The sequence below is a fragment of the Bradyrhizobium australafricanum genome (assembly GCF_020329495.1).
In the GTDB taxonomy this organism is placed as follows: Bacteria; Pseudomonadota; Alphaproteobacteria; order Rhizobiales; family Xanthobacteraceae; genus Bradyrhizobium; species Bradyrhizobium australafricanum.
Genome location: NZ_JAGKJL010000023.1, coordinates 76,386 through 99,441, shown reverse-complemented (window position 1 = coordinate 99,441; position 23,056 = coordinate 76,386). Strand labels below are relative to the sequence as shown.

Annotated in this window: 28 protein-coding genes; 10 read left to right on the top strand and 18 right to left on the bottom strand. The window is 65.4% G+C overall.

The annotated features are described in order from the left end of the window. Entirely contained in the window at nucleotides 1-642 is a 642-nt protein-coding gene (locus J6525_RS21630; protein ID WP_225646193.1) for a trimeric intracellular cation channel family protein, read from the bottom strand. Nucleotides 643-786: 144 nt separating this feature from the next. On the opposite strand from J6525_RS21630, the gene J6525_RS21625 reads away from it, so the two are divergent. Further along, on the top strand, nucleotides 787-1,227 hold the full coding sequence (locus tag J6525_RS21625; RefSeq protein WP_225161761.1) for a hypothetical protein: 441 nt from the start codon (nucleotides 787-789) through the stop codon (nucleotides 1,225-1,227). A gap of 64 nt (nucleotides 1,228-1,291) precedes the next feature. Here the strand turns inward: J6525_RS21625 and J6525_RS21620 are convergent, their stop codons facing one another. Genes J6525_RS21620 through J6525_RS21610 form a run of 3 tightly spaced genes read right to left on the bottom strand, consistent with a single transcriptional unit; the run spans nucleotide 1,292 to nucleotide 2,859 of the window. Beyond that, complete coding sequence (locus J6525_RS21620) at nucleotides 1,292-2,110, bottom strand: isocitrate lyase/PEP mutase family protein (protein WP_225646192.1); 819 nt, start codon at nucleotides 2,108-2,110, stop codon at nucleotides 1,292-1,294. A gap of 56 nt (nucleotides 2,111-2,166) precedes the next feature. Further along, on the bottom strand, nucleotides 2,167-2,517 hold the full coding sequence (locus J6525_RS21615; protein WP_225646191.1) for an antibiotic biosynthesis monooxygenase family protein: 351 nt from the start codon (nucleotides 2,515-2,517) through the stop codon (nucleotides 2,167-2,169). Nucleotides 2,518-2,550: 33 nt separating this feature from the next. Beyond that, the gene (locus J6525_RS21610) at nucleotides 2,551-2,859 is read right to left on the bottom strand and encodes an NIPSNAP family protein (protein ID WP_225646190.1); all 309 of its coding nucleotides are present in this window, start codon (nucleotides 2,857-2,859) and stop codon (nucleotides 2,551-2,553) included. A 173-nt stretch (nucleotides 2,860-3,032) separates the two neighbouring features. On the opposite strand from J6525_RS21610, the gene J6525_RS21605 reads away from it, so the two are divergent. Next, nucleotides 3,033-3,728, top strand: coding sequence for an ArsR/SmtB family transcription factor (locus J6525_RS21605; RefSeq protein ID WP_225646189.1), 696 nt, complete (start codon nucleotides 3,033-3,035; stop codon nucleotides 3,726-3,728). Nucleotides 3,729-3,911: 183 nt separating this feature from the next. Here the strand turns inward: J6525_RS21605 and J6525_RS46965 are convergent, their stop codons facing one another. Beyond that, entirely contained in the window at nucleotides 3,912-4,037 is a 126-nt protein-coding gene (locus J6525_RS46965; RefSeq protein ID WP_256520351.1) for a hypothetical protein, read from the bottom strand. Here J6525_RS46965 and J6525_RS21600 point away from each other — a divergent pair. Further along, nucleotides 4,036-4,299 (top strand): GCG_CRPN prefix-to-repeats domain-containing protein, encoded by a 264-nt coding sequence (locus J6525_RS21600; RefSeq protein ID WP_016839912.1) that lies wholly within the window; start codon nucleotides 4,036-4,038, stop codon nucleotides 4,297-4,299. The genes J6525_RS46965 and J6525_RS21600 overlap by 2 nt on opposite strands. Nucleotides 4,300-4,368: 69 nt before the next feature. Here the strand turns inward: J6525_RS21600 and J6525_RS21595 are convergent, their stop codons facing one another. Both J6525_RS21595 and J6525_RS21590 read right to left on the bottom strand, forming a co-directional pair. Further along, a complete protein-coding gene (locus J6525_RS21595) occupies nucleotides 4,369-4,665 on the bottom strand; it encodes a twin-arginine translocation signal domain-containing protein (RefSeq protein ID WP_225646188.1) in 297 nt (98 codons plus the stop codon). Between the two features lie 135 nt (nucleotides 4,666-4,800). Continuing rightward, entirely contained in the window at nucleotides 4,801-5,118 is a 318-nt protein-coding gene (locus tag J6525_RS21590) for a hypothetical protein (protein WP_225646187.1), read from the bottom strand. A gap of 96 nt (nucleotides 5,119-5,214) precedes the next feature. On the opposite strand from J6525_RS21590, the gene J6525_RS21585 reads away from it, so the two are divergent. Both J6525_RS21585 and J6525_RS21580 read left to right on the top strand, forming a co-directional pair. Continuing rightward, nucleotides 5,215-6,462: a glycerophosphodiester phosphodiesterase family protein gene (locus J6525_RS21585; RefSeq protein WP_225646186.1), complete on the top strand. Its 1,248-nt coding sequence runs from the start codon at nucleotides 5,215-5,217 to the stop codon at nucleotides 6,460-6,462. A gap of 143 nt (nucleotides 6,463-6,605) precedes the next feature. Next, nucleotides 6,606-6,956: a cupin domain-containing protein gene (locus J6525_RS21580; RefSeq protein ID WP_225646185.1), complete on the top strand. Its 351-nt coding sequence runs from the start codon at nucleotides 6,606-6,608 to the stop codon at nucleotides 6,954-6,956. A 171-nt stretch (nucleotides 6,957-7,127) separates the two neighbouring features. On the opposite strand, the gene J6525_RS21575 is transcribed toward J6525_RS21580, so the two are convergent. Continuing rightward, a complete protein-coding gene (locus tag J6525_RS21575; RefSeq protein ID WP_225646218.1) occupies nucleotides 7,128-7,475 on the bottom strand; it encodes a hypothetical protein in 348 nt (115 codons plus the stop codon). Between the two features lie 122 nt (nucleotides 7,476-7,597). On the opposite strand from J6525_RS21575, the gene J6525_RS21570 reads away from it, so the two are divergent. Next, nucleotides 7,598-8,668 (top strand): serine hydrolase domain-containing protein, encoded by a 1,071-nt coding sequence (locus J6525_RS21570; protein ID WP_225646184.1) that lies wholly within the window; start codon nucleotides 7,598-7,600, stop codon nucleotides 8,666-8,668. 245 nt (nucleotides 8,669-8,913) lie between these two features. On the opposite strand, the gene J6525_RS21565 is transcribed toward J6525_RS21570, so the two are convergent. Continuing rightward, nucleotides 8,914-10,446, bottom strand: a complete 1,533-nt coding sequence (locus J6525_RS21565) for an acyl-CoA carboxylase subunit beta (protein ID WP_076831336.1) — start codon at nucleotides 10,444-10,446, stop codon at nucleotides 8,914-8,916. Nucleotides 10,447-10,606: 160 nt separating this feature from the next. Between J6525_RS21565 and J6525_RS21560 the strand changes: the two genes are divergently transcribed. Further along, the gene (locus J6525_RS21560; protein ID WP_028335494.1) at nucleotides 10,607-11,023 is read left to right on the top strand and encodes a DUF4260 domain-containing protein; all 417 of its coding nucleotides are present in this window, start codon (nucleotides 10,607-10,609) and stop codon (nucleotides 11,021-11,023) included. Between the two features lie 115 nt (nucleotides 11,024-11,138). Here the strand turns inward: J6525_RS21560 and J6525_RS21555 are convergent, their stop codons facing one another. Continuing rightward, nucleotides 11,139-12,002, bottom strand: coding sequence for a DMT family transporter (locus tag J6525_RS21555; protein ID WP_225646183.1), 864 nt, complete (start codon nucleotides 12,000-12,002; stop codon nucleotides 11,139-11,141). A 352-nt stretch (nucleotides 12,003-12,354) separates the two neighbouring features. Between J6525_RS21555 and J6525_RS21550 the strand changes: the two genes are divergently transcribed. Beyond that, nucleotides 12,355-13,713 (top strand): aminotransferase-like domain-containing protein, encoded by a 1,359-nt coding sequence (locus J6525_RS21550; protein WP_225646217.1) that lies wholly within the window; start codon nucleotides 12,355-12,357, stop codon nucleotides 13,711-13,713. Between the two features lie 177 nt (nucleotides 13,714-13,890). On the opposite strand, the gene J6525_RS21545 is transcribed toward J6525_RS21550, so the two are convergent. From J6525_RS21545 to J6525_RS21525, 5 genes are all read right to left on the bottom strand, one after another. Continuing rightward, nucleotides 13,891-14,547 carry a carboxymuconolactone decarboxylase family protein gene (locus J6525_RS21545; RefSeq protein ID WP_225646182.1) on the bottom strand — a complete coding sequence of 219 codons (657 nt, stop codon included), beginning with the start codon at nucleotides 14,545-14,547 and terminating at the stop codon, nucleotides 13,891-13,893. Between the two features lie 80 nt (nucleotides 14,548-14,627). Further along, the gene (gene blaOXA, locus J6525_RS21540; RefSeq protein ID WP_225646181.1) at nucleotides 14,628-15,440 is read right to left on the bottom strand and encodes a class D beta-lactamase; all 813 of its coding nucleotides are present in this window, start codon (nucleotides 15,438-15,440) and stop codon (nucleotides 14,628-14,630) included. A gap of 133 nt (nucleotides 15,441-15,573) precedes the next feature. Then, nucleotides 15,574-15,837, bottom strand: a complete 264-nt coding sequence (locus J6525_RS21535; protein WP_225646180.1) for an EscU/YscU/HrcU family type III secretion system export apparatus switch protein — start codon at nucleotides 15,835-15,837, stop codon at nucleotides 15,574-15,576. Next, nucleotides 15,834-17,417 (bottom strand): flagellar hook-length control protein FliK, encoded by a 1,584-nt coding sequence (gene fliK, locus J6525_RS21530; RefSeq protein WP_225646179.1) that lies wholly within the window; start codon nucleotides 17,415-17,417, stop codon nucleotides 15,834-15,836. The genes J6525_RS21535 and fliK overlap by 4 nt, the downstream gene beginning before the upstream one ends. A 64-nt stretch (nucleotides 17,418-17,481) precedes the next feature. Beyond that, entirely contained in the window at nucleotides 17,482-18,267 is a 786-nt protein-coding gene (locus J6525_RS21525; RefSeq protein WP_092090145.1) for an ATP12 family chaperone protein, read from the bottom strand. Between the two features lie 70 nt (nucleotides 18,268-18,337). Here J6525_RS21525 and J6525_RS21520 point away from each other — a divergent pair, with 70 nt between their 5' ends. Continuing rightward, nucleotides 18,338-18,793, top strand: a complete 456-nt coding sequence (locus J6525_RS21520; RefSeq protein ID WP_225646178.1) for a hypothetical protein — start codon at nucleotides 18,338-18,340, stop codon at nucleotides 18,791-18,793. Nucleotides 18,794-18,908: 115 nt separating this feature from the next. Here J6525_RS21520 and J6525_RS21515 read toward each other — a convergent pair whose 3' ends face one another. After that, on the bottom strand, nucleotides 18,909-20,216 hold the full coding sequence (locus J6525_RS21515; RefSeq protein ID WP_376708541.1) for a metal-dependent hydrolase family protein: 1,308 nt from the start codon (nucleotides 20,214-20,216) through the stop codon (nucleotides 18,909-18,911). 166 nt (nucleotides 20,217-20,382) lie between these two features. Next, nucleotides 20,383-20,946: an HdeD family acid-resistance protein gene (locus tag J6525_RS21510; RefSeq protein ID WP_092090157.1), complete on the bottom strand. Its 564-nt coding sequence runs from the start codon at nucleotides 20,944-20,946 to the stop codon at nucleotides 20,383-20,385. Nucleotides 20,947-21,150: 204 nt separating this feature from the next. Between J6525_RS21510 and J6525_RS21505 the strand changes: the two genes are divergently transcribed. Continuing rightward, entirely contained in the window at nucleotides 21,151-21,429 is a 279-nt protein-coding gene (locus J6525_RS21505) for a hypothetical protein (protein WP_225646176.1), read from the top strand. Here J6525_RS21505 and J6525_RS21500 read toward each other — a convergent pair. After that, nucleotides 21,369-23,021, bottom strand: a complete 1,653-nt coding sequence (locus J6525_RS21500; RefSeq protein ID WP_225646175.1) for an MFS transporter — start codon at nucleotides 23,019-23,021, stop codon at nucleotides 21,369-21,371. The two genes, J6525_RS21505 and J6525_RS21500, sit on opposite strands and share 61 nt — an antisense overlap. Between the last annotated feature and the right edge of the window lie 35 nt (nucleotides 23,022-23,056).

Here is a 23,056-nt window from a genome sequence, read left to right as displayed (position 1 = left end):
TCAGCGCTCCTCGTCGCTGAACACGAATTTCGGCATCTCCCATCGGTAGCGGATCGCAAGCATGCGGAACGTCAGCCCGAGTGCGAAGGTCAGCGCGGTCCAGAGCTGGGCGTTCACCTGCAGCCCGGAGCCGGTCACATAGAACAGTCCCGTGACCACGGAGACGCTGGCGTAGAGCTCGCTGCGAAACAACAACGGCACCTCGTTGCAGAGGATGTCGCGCAGCACGCCGCCGGCGCAGCCGGTGATCATGCCGGCGACGATCACGATCGGCAGCGGGACGTCGATTTGCGAGGCCACGTCGCAACCGGCCATGGTGAACACCACAAGTCCGATCGCATCGAGCACCAGGAATGCGAGGTTGAGCCGGTGCACGAGCCGCGCCAGCAGGATGGTGGCGAAGGCGCCCGCCGCCGCGACCGCAAGGTAGATCGGGTGCGCGACCCAGAGCAGCGGATAATGTCCGAGCAGCACGTCGCGGATGGTGCCGCCGCCGAGCGCGGTGATCGCGCCGAGCATGCAGACGCCGGCCCAATCCATGCTGCGCCTGCCTGCCGCCAGCGCCGCCGTCATCGACTGCGCCGCAACCGCAATGAACGAGAGCAAGTGCAGCACCGAATCGGTGGGCGGCATGGTCCACATTGAAAAGGCCTCATGAAACAGGTTGGAACCCGAGGAATCGGCGGTTCCTGCATGAACAGGTTGCAACATTGGCGCGGAACATCCTCGCGCGCCAGCCATTGTCCTCTGCGTTTAGCTTTCAGGTGCTAACGGAGGAACTTTGCAATGGCCCATCAACCTGACGATCCGTATCGCGCCAACCTGACCGAGGACGAAATGCGCCGTCAGGCGCGCTTCAACAGCCTGGACAACGAGCTGCAGCCGGACCCGGAACTCCAGGAGGGACCGGCCAGCACCACCAAGATCGCGATGTTCGCAGTCGCGGTGGCCGTGGTGCTCGGTGCGTTGTTCTACGGCTTGAACAATACCTCGGTGCATGAGGCGGGTACCACGCCGTCAGCGCAGACCGCGCAGCAGCAGCCGGCCAATCCGGCCGCGCCGCCTCCGGGCATGCGCGACGTGACGCCGAAGCCGAACAGCCAGCCCGGCACGACCACGGGCGCGGCACCGGCACAGCCGGCCTCTCCGTCGGCCAACAAGCCGACCGGACAGGAAATCGACCGCTCGGCGGCGCCGTCCGACTCGACCGGCGACAAGAACAAGTAATCCGCTCGCTATCTTGAGCGACGAAGCAGCGGGCCCCAGCGGCCCGCTGCTTTTTTGCGTGAGTCTACTTGAACATCTTGTTGAGCTCGCCGCCGGGATAGCCGTTGGCGAATTCCGTGAAGGTGCCCTTCTCGGCCATCTCCTTGGCCGCCTTCATCACGCCGGTCCAGGCCATCCGCGCCAGCGCTCCGCCGACGCTGATCCGGCGCACGCCGAGATCGGCAACCGATTGCAGCGTCAGCTCCGACGCGCCGCCGATCAACAGATTGACCGGCTTTGGCGCCACCGCCTTCACGACCGCGGAAATCTCCTCCTTGGTCGCGATGCCCGGCGAATAAAGGACGTCCGCTCCTGCTTCCGAATAGGCCTGCAGCCGTTCGATCACCAGATTGAGGTCCTTCTTGCCCCACAGGAATGCCTCACAGCGGCCGGTGAGCAACACGCCGCTGTTGTCGGCATCGATGGCCTTGCGCGCCGCCTCGATGCGCTCCACCGCAAGCTTGTGCTCGAACAGCGGGTTGGCGACGTCTCCGGTGGAATCCTCGATCGAAAGCCCGGCGACGCCGGTCTTGACGCCGCGCGCGACATTGGCGGCGACCTTGTCGGGCTCGATCGCGAAGCCGCCCTCGAAATCCGCATTGACGGGAATATCGACTGCCGCACACAGCGCGGTCAGGTGGTCGCAGACGTCATCGACGGTGACGCGGTTGTCGGCCTTGGCGATGGTCCAGGCAAAGCCCGCGCTAGTCGATGCCAGCGCCTTGAAGCCGAGATGCTGCAAGGCGCGGGCGCTGCCGACATCGAACGGATTCGGAATGATGAAGCAGCCGCTCTCATGCAGCTTCCTGAAGGCGGCGCGTTTGTCAGCAGTTGGCAGTGGCATTGGTCGCTCCCTGGAGTCATTGGCCGCGCACAGATAGGCACCCACGCATCCGCCCGCTAGTGCGGCTCATGCGCCGCGCGGCTGTCCTTCGGCGCCTGATCGCGTTCGTTCAGGCCGTAATCACGGACCACGCTTGCCACCCGCAGCCGGTAGTTCTCGAAAATCCGCGCGCGGCCCTTGGCCTGGGTACGGCGATGTTCGATCGTGTTGCGCCAGGCTTCCACCGCAGCCTCGTCGCGAAAGAATGACAGCGACACGAACTTGCCCTTCTCGGTAACGCTCTCGAACCGCTCGACCGTGATGAAGCCGTCGATCTCCTGCAGGATCGGCTTCAGCTCGGCGGCGAGGTCAAAATAAAGATCCCGTTGCTCAGGCTTGGGCCAGACTTCGAAGATCACTGCGATCATGGGCGCCTCCCGCACATTGCTGTTGTGGCCCTACTATACCTCGACCTTGCGGAGAAATGTCCGTTCCTCGGCGAGGATGAAGCAGTTTTCTTCCGCGAAATTGAAGTTTGCGACGCCCTCCTTGTCCTGGCGCAGCCGCGCGCGATAGGCCTCATAAGCGGCAAGGCTGTCGAACGAGATCAGCGCGAACGCGATGTTGTTTGTTCCCTCATGCGGCATCCAGTAGCCGATGAGGTCGCCGCCGCAGCGCGGGATGATCGAGAGCCAGTTCCGCGAATACTCCTCGAACATCGCGCGCTTGAATGGATCGAGCTGGTAGCGGATGAAGACGGTGACGGTCATTGATGGCCTCCGGTAATATTTCCGTCATTGCGAGCGATAGCGAAGCAATCCATCGCTCCACGCATGTGGAAAGGTGGATTGCTTCGTCGCTGCGCTCCTCGCAATGACGACATGCGTCCGATGCTGAAGATTACCGCCTTGTCCGACCTCGATGCTTCGGCTATCATCGAACTATGAAAGCAGGACCCGACATCTCCCGGATCGCCGCTTTGGTCGGCGATCCCGCACGCTGCAACATGCTGACCGCGCTGATGACCGGCCGGGCGCTGACCGCGAGTGAGCTGGCGCAGGAGGCCGGCATCACGCCGCAGACGGCGAGCTCGCATCTCTCCAAGCTCGAGGCCGGCGGGCTGATCGAGCCCGAGAAGCAGGGCCGCCACCGCTACTACCGCCTCTCCGACCCCGACGTCGCCGACGTGCTCGAAGGCCTGCAGGGCATTGCCGCTCGCGCCGGCCATATGCGGGTGCGCACCGGGCCGAAGGATCCGGCGCTGCGCCGCGCCCGCATCTGCTACGACCATCTCGCCGGCGATCTCGGCGTGCAGATGCTCGACAGCATGAAGCGGCAGAAGCTGGTCCGCCAGAGCAAGCAGGCGATCGAGCTCACCGGCGAAGGCAAGCGCTTCGTGGCCGAGGAGCTGCAGATCGACGCCGATGCGCTGACGCATCCGCGCCGTCCGGTGTGCAAGGCCTGCCTCGATTGGAGCGAGCGGCGGCATCATCTCGCCGGCACGCTGGGCGCTGCCATGATGGACCGCTTCACGGAACTGAAATGGGCCGCGCGCGACGCGACGCCGGGCAGCCGTGTGGTCAATTTTTCGCGCAACGGCGAGAAGCGATTTGCCGCGCTGTTCGGCCCGGACCAGTAGCGGTGCGCCTTCGGGCAAGCGTCGATGAACCGCCGGTCTCGGTTGCCTCGTCTTCCGATGCATTTTCATTCACACGCTCGCCATTAGCGCGCGGCTGCCCGCGTCCGCGAAATATTTCGAAGTGATGCTGAGCCGGCTTGCGGCGTGCTGACGCAGCTGTGAGCTGCAACATTCATCTCGCATTCAGGCCGCAACATTATGGTCGGCGACATCGGGCACGCCTTCTGCAATGATCCGGCCGGGCGAATCGGTAGACGAAAGCTTGTTGCGGTGCCGCAGCGCGGCCCAAAATAAAAAAGGAGAAGACATGAAGTATCTTTTTGCTGCAGCAGTTCTGCTGACGACCGCATTCGCCGGCATCAGCGCCGCTGATGCGGCCGGTGGCTGCGGCCCCGGCTGGCACCGTGGCCCCTATGGCGGCTGCGTCAGGAATCGCGGCGTCGTCGTCGCGCCGGGCGCCGTTGTCGTGCGCCCGCCGGTCGTGGTCGAGCGCCCCGTCGTGGTGGCGCCGCGTGTCCGCGCCTGCCCCTACGGTTTTGCCTGGCGCTATGGCCGTTGCCGCCCGATCTGATCGCGGCAGATTCCGAACTAACAAAACCCCGCCTGGCGCGGGGTTTTTCTTTTCGTCATGGAGTCGACATCACCAGCGGCGCCAGTGATGACGGCGCCAATGGTGGCGACGCCAGCCCCAATGCCTGCGGTGCCAGTGCCGGTGACGCCAACCCCAATGGCGATGATGCCAGCGTACTTGCTCGGGCTTCATGCGGCCGACCTCGTCACCCGTGGTGACGGCGGGATGCGCATCGCCAGCCGCCGGCGCGCGTGCATCCTGGTTGAGAGGAAGCGGCGCGAGCGGCGCCGCCTGCGCCGTCGCTGCGAAGGTGACGGCTCCGGCGGCGGCACCGAAGGCCATCTTCAGAAAATCCCGGCGTTCCATGAGCGTTTCCCTTTGTTGCTGAGTTGGACCAACTGCAGCAGCGAGTTTTTGCCTCACGAGCTGAACGCCCGCTGAACCGCGCGTTCACGTTTCATGGAACTCGAGGGTTGTCGACGTCGTGACGTCACGCAACCATCATGCCGCCGTCGTCTCCTCCGCCTGCACCAGGAGATCGCGCGTGCGTGTCACCTCCGGCCAGTCACGGTTGAAGTCGGCGACCAGCCGCTTCATGTCCTCACTGCTCACCGCGCGCTCGAGCGCCTTCTCGTCGGCGAACTGATAAGTCGCCTGGTGCAGCGAGGGATCGCTCAGGCTCCAGCATCGCCAGGCGCGCTCGGCGCCGAACGATTTCATCGCGTCCGGCAGATGCTCGCGCGAATACCAGGCGTCGAAGGCGGCACGCCGGGCGGCGTCCGTGACGGTGGCGCGGACGACGAAATAGGCTGCGGGCATTGGTTTTCCTCTCCATAGTTTCATTTCGCACAGGCGGCCGGCACATGCTCCGTGATATGTCGGCCTGCTGACAATGCCCGATCAGGGGGATCACCCATGCTTGCCCGTCACCGCACCGCGCTGCTCTCGTTCCTGCTCGCCCTCGGCGCCGCGCTGCCCGTCGCCGCCGGGGAGATCGCGCTGCCGCGCGACGCACAGCTCGGGCCGCGCCCGTTCTATCTGGTCGACAGGATGAAGGACGGGCCCCTGAAGCAGCAGCTCAGCCAATGCACCGGGCCGTTCCACAAGACCGACTTTTCGATCGGCCACCGCGGCGCCGCGCTGCAATTCCCCGAGCATAGCCGGGAATCCTATCTCGCCGCCGCGCGGATGGGCGCCGGCGTGATCGAATGCGACGTCACCTTCACGCGGGATCGCCAGCTGGTGTGCCGGCATTCGCAATGCGACCTGCACACCACGACCAACATTCTGACGGTGCCGGATCTCGCCGCAAAATGCACGCAACCCTTCAGCCCGGCCGATCCGGCCGCCGGCAGGAAGGCCTCGGCGAAATGCTGCACCAGCGACATCACGCTCGCCGAATTCAAGCGGCTCACCGCGAAAATGGACGGCTTCAATCCGGATGCGAGGACGCCCGAGGAGTACCAGAACGGCACGCCGCGCTGGCGCACCGACCTCTACGCCAATTCCGGCACGCTGATGAGCCATGACGAGAGCATCGCCTTGATCAGGAGTCTCGGCGCAAAATTCACGCCCGAGCTGAAGGCGCCGGAAGTGGCGATGCCGTTCGACGGCGACTACACCCAGGAGACATATGCGACCCAGATGCTCGCCGCCTACAAGGCCGCCGGCATTCCGCCGAGCGACGTGTTCCCACAGAGCTTCAGCCTCAAGGACATCCTCTATTGGGTGAAGACCGAACCCGACTTTGCCGGCCAGGCGCTCTATCTCGAGGACCGCTACGAGAAAGCAGGCCTTGATCCGAACCGGCCGGAGACCTGGAAGCCGTCGATGCAGGAATTGAAGGCCTCCGGCGTCGCGATCCTGGGGCCGCCGATCTTCGCGATGCTGGCACTGAACGACAAGGGCGAGATCGTCCCGTCGGCTTACGCCAGGGCGGCGAAGGCCGCCGGCCTCGATCTGATCGGCTGGTCGCTGGAGCGCGACGGGCCGCTCAACCGAGGCGGTGCGTTCTACCACAAGTCGGTGAAGGCGGCGATCGACCGCGACGGCGACACGTTGACCGTGCTCGACGTGCTGGCAAGACAGGTCGGCGTCCGCGCGATGTTTTCCGACTGGCCGGCGACGACCACATTCTATGCGAACTGCATGGGGATGAAGTGAGGTCTTGCCGGGCGCGTTACGGCTGCCCCGCCCTACGCACCGTGCGCGCCCGCCATGACCATTCCGGCCGTTCCGCGCGCGGCAGAACGGGACTAGCATCATCGCCTTCCCGCCCGACGGGACAACACCACAGGGAGGCCGCCATGAAGCCAGGACAACCGGTCAAGGACGCCAGCCATCTCTACGAAGTCGAGCGCCGCGCCCAGCACGCCGCCCGCCCCGGCTTCCGCATCATGGAGCTGCAACTCTCGCCGACCCAGAAGGTGCCGTGGCACACCCACAGCAACATCTCGGACACCTTCTACGTGCTGGAGGGCCAGATGCGGCTGTTCCTGCAGGAGCCCAAGGAGGAAGTGAACCTGAAGGTCGGCGAAGTCTACGCCGTCCGCCCGACCGGCCCTCACCTCGTCACCAACGCCGGCACGACGTCGCTGACGTTCCTGATCCTGCAAGGCGTCGGCGAATACGACTACGTACCGCTGGCGTCGAAGTAACTCCCTCCGCTGTCGTCCCGGCGAAAGCCGGGACCCATTACCACCGCATTTCGGTGATGAACGGGATCGCGGCCCCAGCGTCGCGCAACAATTGAGACTTGGGATAATGAGTCCTGGCTTTCGTCAGGACGACACTGAGTTTGCGGCGCCGCTTTGCGCGCCCGCCGCGCCTCACATCAGCTTCAGCGGCGCGTCGTGAACCAGCCGCAGGTCGATATTGCCGATCAGCCGCGCGCGGCGCGCCTCGGCGGTGCTGATCGCTGCCTCGGTCTGCCGCAACGTGCTGACATTCGAGCCGAGCGACACGATACCGCCGAGCACCAGTGCGATCGATCCGAGTGCCGCAGTCTGACCGGCGCCCAACAGCCCGAGCAGCGCGACGGCCAGCAACGCGAACCCGCCTGCGATCGCGACCTTCGAGCCGAGAATGATCCGCCGGGAGCGCTCGGCGCTCTCGGCAAGCTCCTCGATCTGCGCCTCGATCTCGGAGATCTCGTCGGTCGGCTGGTCTTCGGTCATCGGGTTCGGACCTGTAGGGCGGGTCAGGCGGAAGCCGTAACCCGCCGTGTTCATTTTCGCAAGAAATCGCTACGCTTCAGGCGCGCGCTAGCTCTTGGTCATCCGATTCGGACTCAAATCAAATGTTAGCCTGTTCAACGCTCGACGACGGATGGGTCGTTGCGGCTCCCGCCGAGGTCGGCTTCGATGCCGAAAGCCTCTCCGGACTCGACGCGTTTCTCAAACAATGGCCCAAGCGCAACGTTCACGCCGTTGTCATCGTGCGGCGCGGCAAGCTTGTGTTCGAGCGCTATTTCGCCGGCCGGGAGCGGCGGTGGATGGAGTGGTCGGCACCGGTTCAATTTTCGGCGGAAACGAAGCACGACATCCGCTCCATCTCGAAGAGCGTAACCTCACTTCTGATCGGCTTGGCGATCAGCGAGGGACAATTTCCGCCGCTAGATTCCCCTGTTATCGACTACTTCCCCGAATACGCCGATCTTCGTACGACGAGGAACGCTCGCATCACGTTCCGGCACCTGCTCACCATGTCGCACGGTCTACGGTGGGATGAAGCGCGCGGCTGGAACAGTCAGGCGAACAACGAACGGCATCTGCTCGAAGCGAAAGATCCCTACCGCTATGTTCTGCAACAGCGGATGGCGCTCCCGCCCGGCGTATCGTTCAACTATAGCGGCGGCGCCACCAGCCTCCTGGCTGCGGCCCTTGCCAAGAGCGTCGGCCAACGGATCGATGCTTTTGCCAGAGACAAGCTGTTCGAACCGCTCGGCATCACTGATGTCGAGTGGCTCAGCTTTACCGGCAGTGCCGAACTCGCGGCCTTTGCCGGATTGCGGCTACGGCCGCGCGACGTCGCCAAGTTTGGCCAACTCGTCGCGAATGATGGACGCTGGAACGGCAGACAGGTCCTGCCCGCCGCGTGGATCGCCGAGTCGACCAAGCCGCGGGTTAACGCCGGAGGGCACGTGGCCGTCTACTATGGTTATCACTGGTGGCTTGGCCGTTCCTTGCTGAACGGTCACGACCTGATCTGGATCGCCGCGTACGGCAGCGGCGGCCAACGCCTTTTCATCGTGCCCGGGCTCGATCTGGTGGTCGTCGTGAACGCCTTCGACCACGATGCCATCTCAAACGCCATCCTCAACCAGTTTCTCCTGCCTGCCGTGACGGACTGTCCGCCCCTTTCAGCGTAAAGGGTTGGAATGGGGCTGAGCTCAGCTCTCTGTTCGCAGGGCCGGTTACGCGACCGGGTCCGCGCGCGTAGCGCAGTGAGCGAAGGCGGAAGCCGCAACCCGCCACGGATCGTACGCCCCTGGAACCTCGAGATTCCGGGTTCGCGCTCACGCGCGCCCCGGAATGACGACAACAAGAGCAACAAAGGGAGACGCGCATGCGAAGGTCGTGGGTTACGCTTGCGCTAACCCACCCTACGCTCTCCTCACAACGGCAGATTGTCGTGCTTCTTCGCGGGGATCTCCACCTTCTTGTCCTTCAGCATCGCCAGCGCCCGCGCGATGCGGCGGCGGGTCGAATGCGGCATGATGACGTCGTCGATGTAGCCGCGTTCGGCGGCGATGAAGGGGGACAGGAAGCGGTCTTCGTATTCCTTGGTGCGGGCGGCGATCTTGTCGGGGTCGCCGATGTCAGAGCGGAAGATGATCTCCACCGCGCCCTTGGCGCCCATCACGGCGATCTGGGCGGTCGGCCAGGCGTAGTTCATGTCGGCGCCGATTTCCTTCGACGCCATGACGTCGAAGGCGCCGCCATAGGCCTTGCGGGTGATGATGGTGACGAGCGGCACCGTGCACTGCGAATAGGCGAACAAGAGCTTGGCGCCGTGCTTGATCAGGCCGCCATATTCCTGCGCGGTGCCCGGCAGGAAGCCCGGCACGTCGACGAAGGTGACGATCGGGATGTTGAAAGCATCGCAGAACCGAACGAAGCGCGCGGCCTTGCGTGAGGCGTCGCTGTCAAGCACGCCCGCCAGCACCATCGGTTGGTTGGCGACGAAGCCGACGGTGCGGCCGGCGATGCGGCCGAAGCCGGTGACGATGTTTTTCGCAAAGGTCTCCGAGATCTCGAAGAAGTCGCCCTCGTCGACGACCTTGAGGATCAATTCCTTCATGTCGTAGGGCTTGTTCGGATTGTCGGGGATCAGCGTGTCCAGCGACATGTCGACCCGCCCGATATCGTCGAAGCTCGGCCATTCCGGCACGCCGTCGCTGTTGTTCGAGGGCAGGAAGTCGATCAGGCGGCGCATCTGCAGCAGCGCGTCGACGTCGTTCTCGAACGCGCCGTCGGCGATCGAGGAGCGCGTGGCATGCACCGAGGCGCCGCCGAGTTCCTCGGCGGTCACCACCTCGTTGGTGACGGTCTTCACCACGTCGGGGCCGGTGACGAACATGTAGCTGGTGTTCTTCACCATGAAGATGAAGTCGGTCATCGCGGGCGAATAGACGTCGCCGCCGGCGCAGGGGCCCATGATGACGGAGATCTGCGGGATCACGCCCGAGGCCTGCACGTTGCGGCGGAACACATAGGAATAGCCCGCCAGCGCCGCGACGCCCTCCTGGATACGCGCGCCGCCGGCGTCATAGAGGCCGATGATCGGCGCCCTCGCCTTCATCGCCATGTCCTGCAGTTTCGTGATCTTCAGCGCGTGGGTTTCGGAAAGCGAGCCGCCGAACACCGTAAAATCCTTGGCAAAGACGAACGTCTTGCGGCCGTTGACCGTGCCCCAACCGGTGACGACACCGTCGCCGGGGATCCTGGTCTTCTCCATGCCGAATTCGATCGAGCGGTGCTCGACGAACATGTCGAACTCCTCGAACGAGCCCTTGTCCAGCAGGAGCTCGATCCGCTCGCGGGCGGTCAGCTTGCCGCGGGCGTGCTGCGCCTCGATGCGCTTTTCGCCGCCGCCCAGCTTGGCGCCGGCGCGCCGCTCTTCGAGGGTATCGAGGATATCTTTCATTTGTTTCCGCCCGTGTTAGCTACAGTCCGCGTCCCGGCGCGAGCCGAGGTCCGCTTCGTTCGGAAATGGCTTAGCACGGCCATTTCGGAACCGGAAAGGCGGTTGTGGACGGGTTCGGGCGCAAAAACGGTAGGATTTTCCGATATCTGGGGAGATGGCGATGACCGACACGAGCACGGCCACGGTCGAGACCGGCGCACCGACCGGCGGGGTGCGCACCCTGCTCCGGCTGGAGGGCCTCGTGCTGTTCCTCGGCATGACCGTGCTCTATGCCCAATGGGAGGGCTCGTGGCTGGTCTATGTCCTGCTGTTCCTGGTGCCGGATTTGAGTTTCGCGGCCTATCTCGCCGGCCCGCGGGTCGGCGCCATCGTCTACAACGCCGCCCACAGCTATCTGGCGCCGGTCGCGCTGATGACGCTGGGCTTTGCCGCCGCGGCGCCGCTGGTGCTGTCGATCGCGATGATCTGGCTCGCCCATATCGGGATCGACCGCGCGCTCGGCTACGGGCTGAAGTATTCGAAAGGCTTTGGCTTCACCCATCTCGGGCGGATCGGGAAAGCGCAGGAGCCCGCCTAGCGCCCGCTTCCTGACGTCCCGCACGGCCCGCCGCGCTACGCGCGTCCACCTCCCCCGCAAGCGGGAGAGGTGCAACCAGTTCGGTTCAACCGGCTGTGAATTTGCGTTGTGATACTTACGCGTACCGGCGCGCGAACACCACGCAGACCACGACCAGCAGGGTCGCCACGATCATCGACCACGGCACCTGCTCGTGCAGCAACAGGCCGGCCAGCGCGAGGCCGAAGAACGGCTGCAGCAGCTGCAATTGGCCGACGCTGGCGATGCCGCCGATCGCAAGGCCGCGATACCAGAACACGAAGCCGACCAGCATGCTGAAGATCGAGACATAAGCGAGCCCGAGCCAGGCCGGCGCACCGATGCCCTGCCAGCTCGGCGGCAGTGTCATGATCGTCATCACGAGCACCACCGGCACTGAGAGCACCAGCGCCCAGGAGATCACCTGCCAGCCGCCGAGCCGCCGCGACAGCGCAGCCCCCTCGGCATAGCCGAGGCCGCAGACGATGATGGCGGCGACCATCAGGAGGTCCCCGGTCAGCGACGCCGATCCGCCGCTCGACAAGGCGAACGCGCCGACCGTCGCGCTGCCGATGCAGGAGAACAGCCAGAACAGCGGCTGCGGCCGCTCGCCGCCGCGCAGCACGCCGAACACGGCGGTCGACAGCGGCAGCAGGCCGATGAACACGATCGAATGCGCCGAGGTGATGTGCTGGAGCGCGAGCGCGGTGAGCAGCGGAAAGCCGATCACGACGCCGAGTGCGACGATGGTCAGCGACACCAGATCCTTGCGCTGCGGCCAGGGCTGGCGCAGCACCGCCAGCAGCGCGGCGCCGAGCAGCGCCGCGATCGCCGCCCGCGCCGAAGTCAAGAACAGCGGCGAGAACCCTGCCACGGCCACGCGGGTCGCCGGCAGCGAGCCGCTGAAGATAATCACGCCGAGCAGGCCGCTGCCCCAGCCGTCGATCGAAGCCTTGTCCATCGTACTTTGCTTCCCAAAACGTAACTGCGCCCCCTCGCCCCGCTCTTGCGGGGCCGAGACGAGCGAAGCTCGCTCTTAGAGGGTTGGGGTGAGGGGCGGCTCCGCATACTCGGTAACGGCCGAACTCGTGGAGACTCCCCCTCACCCGGAACGCATCTGGCGATGCGTTCCGACCTCTCCCCGCAGGCGGGGCGAGGTGAAGCCGAGTCCGACCTCGCACCGACCATAGCCGGCGGAGGCTCGCCAAGGCAGCTACAGATCGGTACAATATCGTAAAACTGTATGGGCAAAGGTAGGCATACACTTGCAACAGCAATCCGATGTGCCAAAGGCGATGCGGACCACCGAGGTGATGAACGCGATCCGCGCCAGGGTGGCGAGCCGCGCGCTGGTCGCCGACGACCGCCTGCCCTCGATCCGCGGCCTGGCCGCGACCATCGGCGTCTCGCCCTCCACCGTCGTCGAGGCCTATGACCGGCTGGTGGCCGAGGGCCTGATCCGGGCCCGGCCCGGCTCCGGCTTCTATGTCTCGTCCGCGGCGCTGCCGCCGCTCGCGCTCGCAAAGGACCAGCCGCAGCGCGACCGCGCGGTCGATCCGTTCTGGGTGTCGCGGCAATCGCTCGATGCCGAGACCGGCGCGCTCAAACCCGGCTGCGGCTGGCTGCCCGCCGAGTGGATGCCGACCGAGGCGCTGCGGCGCGCGCTGCGCGGCCTGGCGCGGGCCGACGACGCCGTGCTCTCCGACTACGGCGCGACGCGCGGCTCGCTCACGCTGCGTCGGATCCTGATGGCGCGGTTTGCCGACGAGGGCCTCGAGGTGCCGCCCGAGCAACTCTTGCTGACCGCGTCCGGCACGCAGGCGATTGATCTCGTCTGCCGCTTCCTGCTGCGGCCGGGCGACACCGTGCTGGTCGACGATCCCTGCTACTTCAATTTTCGCGCCCTACTGCGCGCGCATCAGGTTCGCATCGTCAGCGTGCCCTATACGGCTTCGGGGCCCGATGTCGCGAGCTTCGAGGCGACACTGGCCGCCGAGCGGCCGCGGCTCTATGTCACCAACTCGGCGCTGCATAATCCGACCGGTGCGACGCTGTCGCCGCAGACCGCGCACCGCGTGCTGAATGCCGCTACAGCCCATGATCTCACCATCGTCGAGGACGACATCTTTGCGGACTTCGAGCCGGAGCCTTCGGCGCGGCTCGCCGCGCTCGATGGCCTGAGCCGCGTGATCCGGATCGGCAGCTTCTCCAAGACGCTGTCGGCATCGGTGCGCTGCGGCTTCATCGCCGCGCGGGCGGACTGGATCGAGGATCTCGTCGATCTCCAGGTCGCGACCGGTTTCGGCGGCCCGAGCGCGGTCGCCACCGAGATCATCGCCAGCGTGCTGTCGAGCGGTTTCTATCGCAAGCATGTCGAGGAGCTGCGCCGGCGCCTTGCCCGCGCCCGCCGCGACGTCGGCGACAAACTGCAGCGCATCGGCGTCACACCCTGGCTGATGCCGCGCGGCGGCTTCTATCTGTGGTGCCATCTGCCCGACGGGTGCGACTCCGCCGACGTAGCGCGGCTGGCGCTCGCGGACAATGTCGTGCTGGCGCCCGGCAACGTGTTCAGCGCCTCGCAGACGGCCGCCGCCTTCATGCGCTTCAACGTCGCGCAATGCCGCGACCCGAAGCTGATGCCGACCTTGCAGCGGGCGATCGGGCGCCAATAGCGACGGCGCCCTACTCCCTCTCCCCGTTCTTACGGGGAGAGGGTTGGGGTGAGGGGCTGCTTCCTCTTGCACGGTGATAGCTGTGCCTGAGGAGAGTCCCCTCACCCGGAACGCATCTGCGATGCGTTCCGACCTCTCCCCGCACGCGGGGCGAGGTGAACGGAGTCCGCGCCGCCCCTACTTCTCACCAACCTTGAACGGCTCCTCCTTGCCCGGCGGCACGGTCTCCTCCGCCATCGCCAGGATCATCGCCACCATCACGTAATTGCCGGCGACCGCGGTGAGGTCGACGATCTGCTGATCGTTGAAAATCTTCCTGGCGCGCGCATAGGTCTCGTCGGAGACCTTCTTGGTCGTGGTCAGTTCGGTGACGAAGTCGTACACGACCGCCTCGTCGTCGGCCATCTTCGACGGCCGGTTGCCGGCCTTGAGCTCCGCGATCACGTCGGGCGGCAAGCCGGCCTTGGCGGCGAGCGGCGCGTGCGCGAACCACTCGACCTGCGAGCGCCACTGCCGGCCGATGATCAGGATCGCGAACTCGTTCAGCCGTGTCGGCACCGAGGTCTGCCAGCGCAGATAGTAGAACAGATCGTAGAGCCGCTGGCCGAGCACCGGGCTCCGGATCATCGGATTGTAGGGACCGCCGATGCCGACGCTCGACACCTTCATGATCTGCTCGCCGAGCGGTTTTTGCAGGTCGCTGAGCTGCTCCATCGTGAGCTGCGGGAAGCGCGGCTCCTTGCTGGTGGCCGGCGCCGAGAACACCGTCGCCGCGAGCCAGCCGCCGGCCGCGGCCAGCGTGAGCGACGAGAGCCAGACTGTTGCTGAATGCATGATTCCTCCGCTTGATTTTATCGGAGGATGCTAGTCGAGCTACGTAGCGCCAGCCAGCGATGAACACGCAGATCAGGTCATCACAGCGCGACGATATCGGTGAGGCATTGCTGCGTGACGCTCATCCGCGCATCGGTCTGCGCCTGCGTTTTGCAGTCCATGTTCATCGCGAACACCGTGATGTCGGTGCCCTTCTCGGCCCAGCCGACCAGCCAGCCGAGCGAGCCGTGCTCCTTGTCGGTGAGGCCGGTCTTGGCGCGAATGACGGCGTCGCCGACTTTCGTCACCGGGAGAATGTCGCACACCAGCTGCTGGCTGCGCTTGTCGACCGGCAGCACGCCGCGGCGCAGCCGGTCGAGGAAATCGATCTGCTGCACCGGATCGATCCGCAAATTGCCGGTCACCCAGAACTGGTCGATGCCGCCGCCGATGTCGCGATTGCCGTAGTCGATGATCTCGAGATGTTTCTTCATCCGCTCCTCGCCGATGCGGCGGGCGATCTCCTGGAACACCGGAAACGCCGACACCGCGAGCGCGGAGCGCAGCGTGTGATCCTTGTTCCAGGCCTCGATGCTGCGCGTTGTGCCGTCCCACTTGAAGACGTCCTTGTCGGGGTCCTGCACCACCCCCGTCTCGAGCGCGATCAGCGCGTTCGGGATCTTGAAGGTCGAGGCCGGCAATTTGCCCTCGCCCGAGCGGACCTTGTCGCTGGCGATGATCAGATAGTCCTCGACCTTGTAGCCGACGAAGGTGCCCTCGGTGCCGAGCTCGAAGAACCGCTTTTGCAGCTCCTCGCGAAACTCGCTGCGCTGGTAGGACACGTTGGCGAAGCTGCGCGACGGCAGGATCGTAGCGGCAGCAAGCAGACCGAGCGCATGGCGGCGATGGATCACGACAAGTCCTAGGCAGGTTCGCATTGACGACGATGGTGGATGCCATCGTGGTGAAAGGATGGCAAGAAGACTCACTTGTTTGTCGCGTTTTCTTCACGCGAACCGGTGCCCGCTTCGCTCGAAAACGCGATCGCTAGCGCGCCGGGCCCGACATCCGCAGCACGAACACCAGCACCTCGGCGACGGCCTTGTAAAGCTCGGCCGGAATCTCGTCGCCGAGTTCGACATTGGAGAGCGCGCCGGCCAAGACCTCGTTCTCCTCGATCGGGATGTCGTTGGCCTTGGCGACCTCGATGATCTTGGCGCCGATTGCGCCCTTGCCTTTTGCCACCACGCGCGGCGCACCGGCGTGGTCGTAATGCAGCGCGACCGCGAGCTGGTTGTTGGCCTCGCTCACGATGCGCGGTCCAGGAAATGGCCGGCGCGGGCGGGTGCGGGTTGCGGCGGGGTGCCGTCGCGGATCTCGATATCGCCGGGCGTAAGCTCGGCCCTGGTCAGCGCCTGGCTCAGCTCGGACGCGCCGGCGCGCAGCTGCGCGGCGGTCGAGGGACGCTCGGCCCACATCCGCACCGAGGTGCGCTCGCCGTTCAGCGAGACCAGCGCGTGCACCGGCCCGGCGGGCTCGACATCGAGCGTGAAGCGCGCGCGCCACACCCGCTTGGCGGCTTCGACCTCATGGCCGCCGCCGTCGCGGGAAATCTCGAACTGCGCCATCGCCGTGCCCTGCTGGGTCAGGAACGGGATCTCGAAATTCCAGCGCGGCAGCATGGCGTCGAGCCGCGGCCGCGTAGCGTCGCCGCGGTCCGGCAGCGAGGCGACCTGCAGCAGCGTCTGCCGCGCCAGCGCGGCGTCGGTGTTTTCCAGCAGACGATGCGCGGCGGTCGCGAGCGGCGTGTTTGGGGCGATCGACGGCTCGGCGACGGCCTGCGCCGACGGCAGCGCGCCGTGAAACGGCGGCGGCGGTGTGTTGCCGCGTACGGGCACCTCGCCCGGCAGCAGCTCCCTCGGCACAGCGCCCTGCCGTGCGGAGTTGCCGAGTTCGTGCAGCGCTTCCTGAATGAGATTGAGCGCGCCGCCGGAGGACGGGCCGGCATCGAGTGCATCCGCGAGTGCTCCGGCGAGCCCTGCGGTGCCGCGGCTGACATCCTCGGCGACCGGCAGGCGGGCCTGCGGCAGCAGGATCTCCCGAACGTCGAGGTCTTGCGTGCCTGACGGCACGAGGCTCGGCGCCGTGGCGGCGCTGGCTAGCGCCGGTTGCTGGAGCGGTGTGGCGGACGCGGGCCTGCCGGCATCAGCGGTGCCAAGCGAGGTCAGCGCCTGGCGCAGCACGATCAGCGCGGCCTTCAGATCAGGTGCGCTGCCGCTCGCGGGCGCAACGCCCGCGGCGAGCGTCGCCTCGAACAGCAGGCCGGATTTCTGCAAGCCGGTCTTGACCGCATCGCCGCTCAAGTTATCGTCGAGCCCGGTCTGCTGCGCCAGCACCTGCGCGATCGCGGCCTGCAGCTTCGGCGGCAGATTGGCCGAGGTGACCGCGGCGAGATTGGCAAACAGCGGCGCCTGGCTGCCCTGCGCCGCAGCCGCGGTCTGGGCCGTCGCGGTGATGGTGACACGCTCCAGCGGCGTCAATACAGCCTTCGGTGCCGTGGCGACCGGCTGGGCGGCATCGGTGGCATTGGCCGCTGCCGGCGACAGCCGTACGGCATCGCCGGTGTCCGGGCCCGGCCCGACCAGCTGCAGGCGGATGCCGTCATTGGTCTGCGAAACCGCGAGCTGCAGGTTCTGGCCCTGCTGCAGCGGCACTTCGGTCTGGACGTCGATCGACAGGCTCGCGATGGCGATCCGCACCAGATCGGCGGACAGCACCTTCAGCACCTGCGCATTGACGACGCTGCCGGCCTCGAGCGTGAGGTCCGGCGCAACGCTGTCCGCCTCCTTCGAGGCGAGCACCGGCAGCACGGGATTGATGGCGAGTGCCATGTCGGAGGTCTCGGCCAGGTGCGAGGAACGTGCCGCAGGCTAGCCCGGCGCCGTAAACCCCTCGTTAACCGGCAGCCGGCTTGAGCTCCCTGAGCACGCCGGCGGCGGCCTTGAAATCGAGCTGGCGGGCGGCGCGGCGGACGGCGACCTCCTCGTCGACGCCCCATTTCTCGATGTTCCAGTCCTCGTCGACATGGGCGGCGGCCCAGACCTGGTCCTCGTCGCGGACGCCATGGGCGAGCGCCAGCGCCAGCAGCGCCGAGCCGGTCAGCGTCGTCACCACATGGAGCGCGGCAACCGACCATGGGTCGGTCGGGAACGCCGCCCGCGCCGCCTTGATCGCAGGCTCAGGCTGGCCGACATGCATCACCCCCTCGGCCATCACGAAATGGGCGCCGAGCGCGTCAGCGGCCCAGAACAGGATCGGATCCCAGTGCTGGGCCTCGCGCGCCACCAGCGTCTCTGGATGGCCGGCGCGATAGAACAATAGGTCGCTGCCGAGGAACTTGGCCGCATCGTCGGCGACCTCGTCGACGCGATCGATCACCCCCTCGATCACGCTGTTGGCAAGCCGCGTCAGCGGCATGGTCATGGGATCGATGGTCTCGCCCTGCGCATTCCATTCCGCCGCCACCGCGTCCGCAATGGCCCGCGTCGGCACCGCGATCGGCTTGCCGGACGGCGTGCGGATCGGCTTGCCGTCGAGGGTGATCGAAAATCCGCCGTCGGCCTCCGCGACGCCGGCGCTGGTGTAAAACCGCTTGCGCTGGGGCGTGCGAATGTGGCGCCGCACCGCCTCCTGCGGATCGAACGGAGATTGTTCTGGGACATCGTCGAAAAGTTCGCGCATCGCGCCGGGTAGCTTTCGTTCAAAGGGATTTCCCTGCAAGATATGTCAGGGGCAACGGCAAATAAAGCTGATGGGACGCGGCAAATTCCTTGCGGGTTTTTCGCTGGTTGCGGTGGTTTTCGCTGCCGCCACAGCCTGTGCCGGGTTCCGTTCGCCGGAATCCCTGATCCGCAACGTCTACGCCCATTATGGGCGAGGCAGCGCCGAATATTCCAACGGCCTGCCGCGCGACGAGGAAACCGCTCGCCGATTCTTCGATCCCACCCTGCGCGGTGCCTGGACCGCGCTGCACGATGCGCCCTACGATTTTCTGGTGCAGAGCCCGACCTGGCGGCTCGGCCCGATCTCGATCGCAATCCCGCGCCGGCAGTTCGACAAGGCCGACGTGACGGTGACATTCGACAATGAAGGCCGCGCCGTCACGCTCAACTTCATCGTCGTCAACGGTCCCGACGGCTGGGTGATTTCGGATGTCGAGAGCCCGCACGATTCCTTGCGGACGTTTCTGACGCAGTTTCGGCGGTAGTAGACTGCCCTTGCCCTTCCGGCGATCGCTGCTCCACCGGGCACGTCGGCAGCCATATCGGCTACGAGCCGATGCTTTGATGCTGCCGCTTGGTCCGCCTTGTGACCATGTCCGCCTACCTGTTCCGGTCACCACCGAGAAGATTCTTGTAGACCTTCCCATCTTTCATGATGACCAGGAAGTTCTTCGCCGGATCCTCTATCAGCTTGATGTTGTCGATTGGATTGCCGTCGACCAGCAGAAGGTCGGCGAGCGCACCTTCCTCCACCACGCCCAGCTTGCCTGGATATGGGTTTCGAAGCCCGGACAGACTGAGCAATTCGGCATTCGTCGATGTAGCCATGATGAGCGCTTCAGCCGGCGTGTACCATCGCGTGAGGGTCGTCAGCATGGCTCCTTGCCGGTCAGCAAGCGCCTTCGAGAACAAGACGTCGGTACCGAATGCCGTCTTCAACTTGTACTTCTTCGCAAAGCCGTAGACCCTGTCGGTGCCGGCAACAACCTGCCGCATCTTGTCCTGCTCCGCAGGTCCAAGGGCGCTGGCGCCCGACATATCGAGGAAGGGCTGGGTGCTCAGCCAAATTCCCTTCTCGGCCATCAGGCGGGCCGACGCGTCGTCCATCAAATGACCATGCTCGATACACTTGACCCCCGCTGCGATCGATCGCTGGATCGCGACCGGCGTGTAGGCGTGTACGACGGCATAAGTACCCCAGTTCTCCGCAGCCTCGACCGCGGCGCGCAACTCCGGTTCAGTGAACGTGGACACATCGAGCGGGCTGAACGGCGACGCCACCCCACCGCCCGCCGTGAGCTTGACCTGCGAAGCCCCCTGCATGAGCTGCTCGCGCGCGCGCACGCGAACTTCATCCGGGCTGTCCGCGACCATGGCGCCGCCTATCCTCTCCATGCGGCTGAGCATGCCGCCGATCGTTCTGGGCAGATCGGACAGCGGCCGGAAGTCGCCATGGCCGCCGGTGATGGTGATCATGGCACCGGATGGGTAGATGCGGGGACCGGCGACGAGACCTTCGTCGATCGCCCGCTTGAGGGAGAAGGCCGGCCCGCCCATGTCGCGAATGGTGGTGAAGCCGCGCATGAGGGTGGCCGTTGCCTCGGCGGCGGCAAGAAGATTGGTGTAACCGATGTCGCTGGCCATCACGGCCGCCGGCGTCGGGCGTACCAGCATTGCATGCCAGTGCGCGTCGATCAGCCCCGGCATCAGCACCCGTCCGTCACCGGCAATCACCTGAGCGTCGGTCGCTATCGGCCCAGTCGAAATTTTCTCGATCTTGTTCTTCCGGATCAGCACATTGGACGGCCCGGACAGCGCGCCATTCCTGCCATCGAAAATTCGCACGTTCTGAAACAGCACGTCGCCATCCTGCTGAGCTTGCGCGGGCAGCAAGGCGACGAGGCTCATCACGATCGACGCAACCAGCGCCGAAACGCTCACGCCCTTCCTCAAACCTGACATGTCCACTCTCCGCCGATGGCGCATCGCGCGAGACCGTCATTGATCTCGCGAGGAGCCGACCTAATTTCAGACGATTAATGAGAGTTCTGCTGCTCCCTGGAGGATCGACGGCTTATTGAGCCGCTCTGGCGGCAGGCTGTAAAGCGTAACTCAGCCATCCGATGCCATGAGACAGCAGATCGATCCCCAGCAGCAGCCCGAGCACCCACAGCCCGGTTGCCGGAAATCCCGTCAGAATGACGAGGCCGGCCAGAACGCCAAACAGCCCGGATGCCAGCATGATCCAGCCGGACTGCTGCCAATGGCCGATACCGACCAGCATGCGCACAATCCCGGAGACTAAAAGCATGAGACCGAGGGCATAGGTCAGGAGCAGCGCGCTCGCCACTGGTTGGCTGAGGAGAACGATTCCGCAGGCAAGGTAGAGCACCCCCAGCACAAGCTGCCACACGAATCCACCCCAGCCCTTGGTCCAGAAGGCGTGCAGGATTTCGAACCCGCCGGCAACGATGGCCGTCCAGCCGATAAAGATGGCGCTGATTACGGTGAAAAGCACGACATCTCCAAGGACCAGAAGGCCCGCGGCGATCATGACGAGGCCCAGCAGAACGCAGACCCATAAGGGCGGGCCAGGCAGGCCGCGGAGCATCGTGGAGCTGTTCTCATAGGTAGCCATGTCGTCCTCCTTGATCCCAAGCCGCCATGGCACGGTCGCGCGCAACCGGGCCACTCGAGCTGCCGAAGCTTGTGCCTGCCGTCACCAGCGCCATCCACAGCGGCGGCGACCTCTGTGCCACCAACAGGTCCAGCGGCGCCGGCGATGCCAGCGGCGGCGCGGTGGCGGAGGACGCGGGCGCGGTGATGGTCGGGCGACGACCATATGCAGCGGCCGCACGGGATCATCCGTCTTCGCGACGAGGGCACCTTCGGTAGCGACTGGCAGCGCCTTGGCCGCCTGCGTCAGCAAGCCGGTTCCGAGACCAACGGCTGCGACGCCGCCGAGCATTCTCCTGAGCACGATGCGACGATCGAGTTCATCCATATCTGGCACCTCGTTATTGCAGAGACCTTCTTGCCCGGCGGCGGCCAGCATCCCGATCAGGTCGATCGCTCGCGCTCGCCGGTCGCTCCGTCGTCCGGTATTTCGTCCGGCCGGTAATTCGGCAACCGCCCCGCCGGAATGACCGCAAGCAAGGCGAGGCCGGCCATGATCAGCAACCCGATCTTCAAAGCGCGCAGGCGCGCTTCGGTGTTGACCCGGACGGCTTCCTCGACCTGCTGCGGCGTACCGCTCGTGCCTTCGAGCACGCTGCGCAGCCGGTCATTGCTGACGAAAGTGATGTTGCCGAGATCAACCTGGCTCTGAAGCTCCTTGGTCAGCACCGGACTGGCCGCAATCCTGCCGAGCGCGATCGTGCTCAAAAGACCGACCAGAAGAGCTCCGGCGACCGCGGTGCCGACTGCGGCCGCCAGATTCTGTGTGGTTCCGCGCAAGGACCCGACGTCCCCGGCCAATGCCTTGGGTGAGGCCGTGACCAGAACGTTGAACAGCAATGTCACCAGCGAGCCCTGGCCGATGCCGAACAGCACCAGTCCGAGCAGAACGGGAATCTCGCTCCAGTCGTTGCGCACGACGAACGCGAGCCACAGCAACGCGACGGTGCAGAGGCCAAAGCCGAAGCGTCCGATCTGGCGAGGCGTCAGCTTGTCGTAGAGATTGACGATCAGCATCGCCGAGAGGAAAACGGTCAGATTGAAGGGCATCATCGCGATCGCCGTCGCGATTGGTGAACGTCCCTGCACGATCTGGATGTATAGCGGCACCGTGAAGTTCAGCGCGGCCTCGAGCGCCACGACCGCGAATAGCGCGTAGACGGCGCTCCTCTCCTCCGGTGAATCGATCACCTCCAACGCCAGCAAAGGCGTCCTCCCCGCGGCCTGCTGGCGATGCGTCCACATCAGGAATGCCTGCCCGAGCACGATGCCGAGCACGATCAGGATCGGCGCCGGCGAGACGCCCAGCAAGTCAAACGGCGCGTTGGGGGTCGCAAGGATCACCCCCCAACCGTTCAGATTATTGAATCCGAAGCTGATGAAAATGATTGCGCTCGCTGCCAGAGCGACGCCGATCAGATCAATCTGGACATCCGCGCGACCGCGGTCCGGCCGCAGGCGGAAACTCAGAGCGAAAGCGATCGCCGAGGCGACGATGAGAATTGCAAACGCCGGGCGCCAGCCGATATAGGTGCCGAGCAACCCACCGACGACAAATGCCAGCACGCCGGCGGCAGCCCTTGCCGAGCCCAGCGCACCAAGGGCGGTTGCCTGCTGGCGTCCGGCATAATTCTCGGCAATCAGCGCGACGAGCGAGGGCACGATCACCGCGCCCGCAGCGCCGCAAAGCGCCTGAGCGGAAATCATGACGGAGGCCGTGGGGCTGAACGTCATCGCGATCTGCGCTATCAGGAAAAGCACGACGGCACCGCGAAATACCTGCACCGCCCCGAACCTTTGGGCGAGCTTCGCGCCAAGCATCACGAACCCGGCCACAAGCATCGAGTAAGCCACGATTCCGGTCGCGACCGTGGTCGGCGGTACGCCGAAGCTGGCCACCATTCCCCCCATCGCAACCGGCAACGACGCGACGTTGAACGACATGATCATCTGACCGACCGCAATCGCGATCATGGGCACCCATGATGCGCGCTCTTCCTGTCGAACGTCGCAGATCGAGATCGCTTGCGTTGCCATCGCGTCCTCCAACCTGCCTGGTGTTGCGATCGATC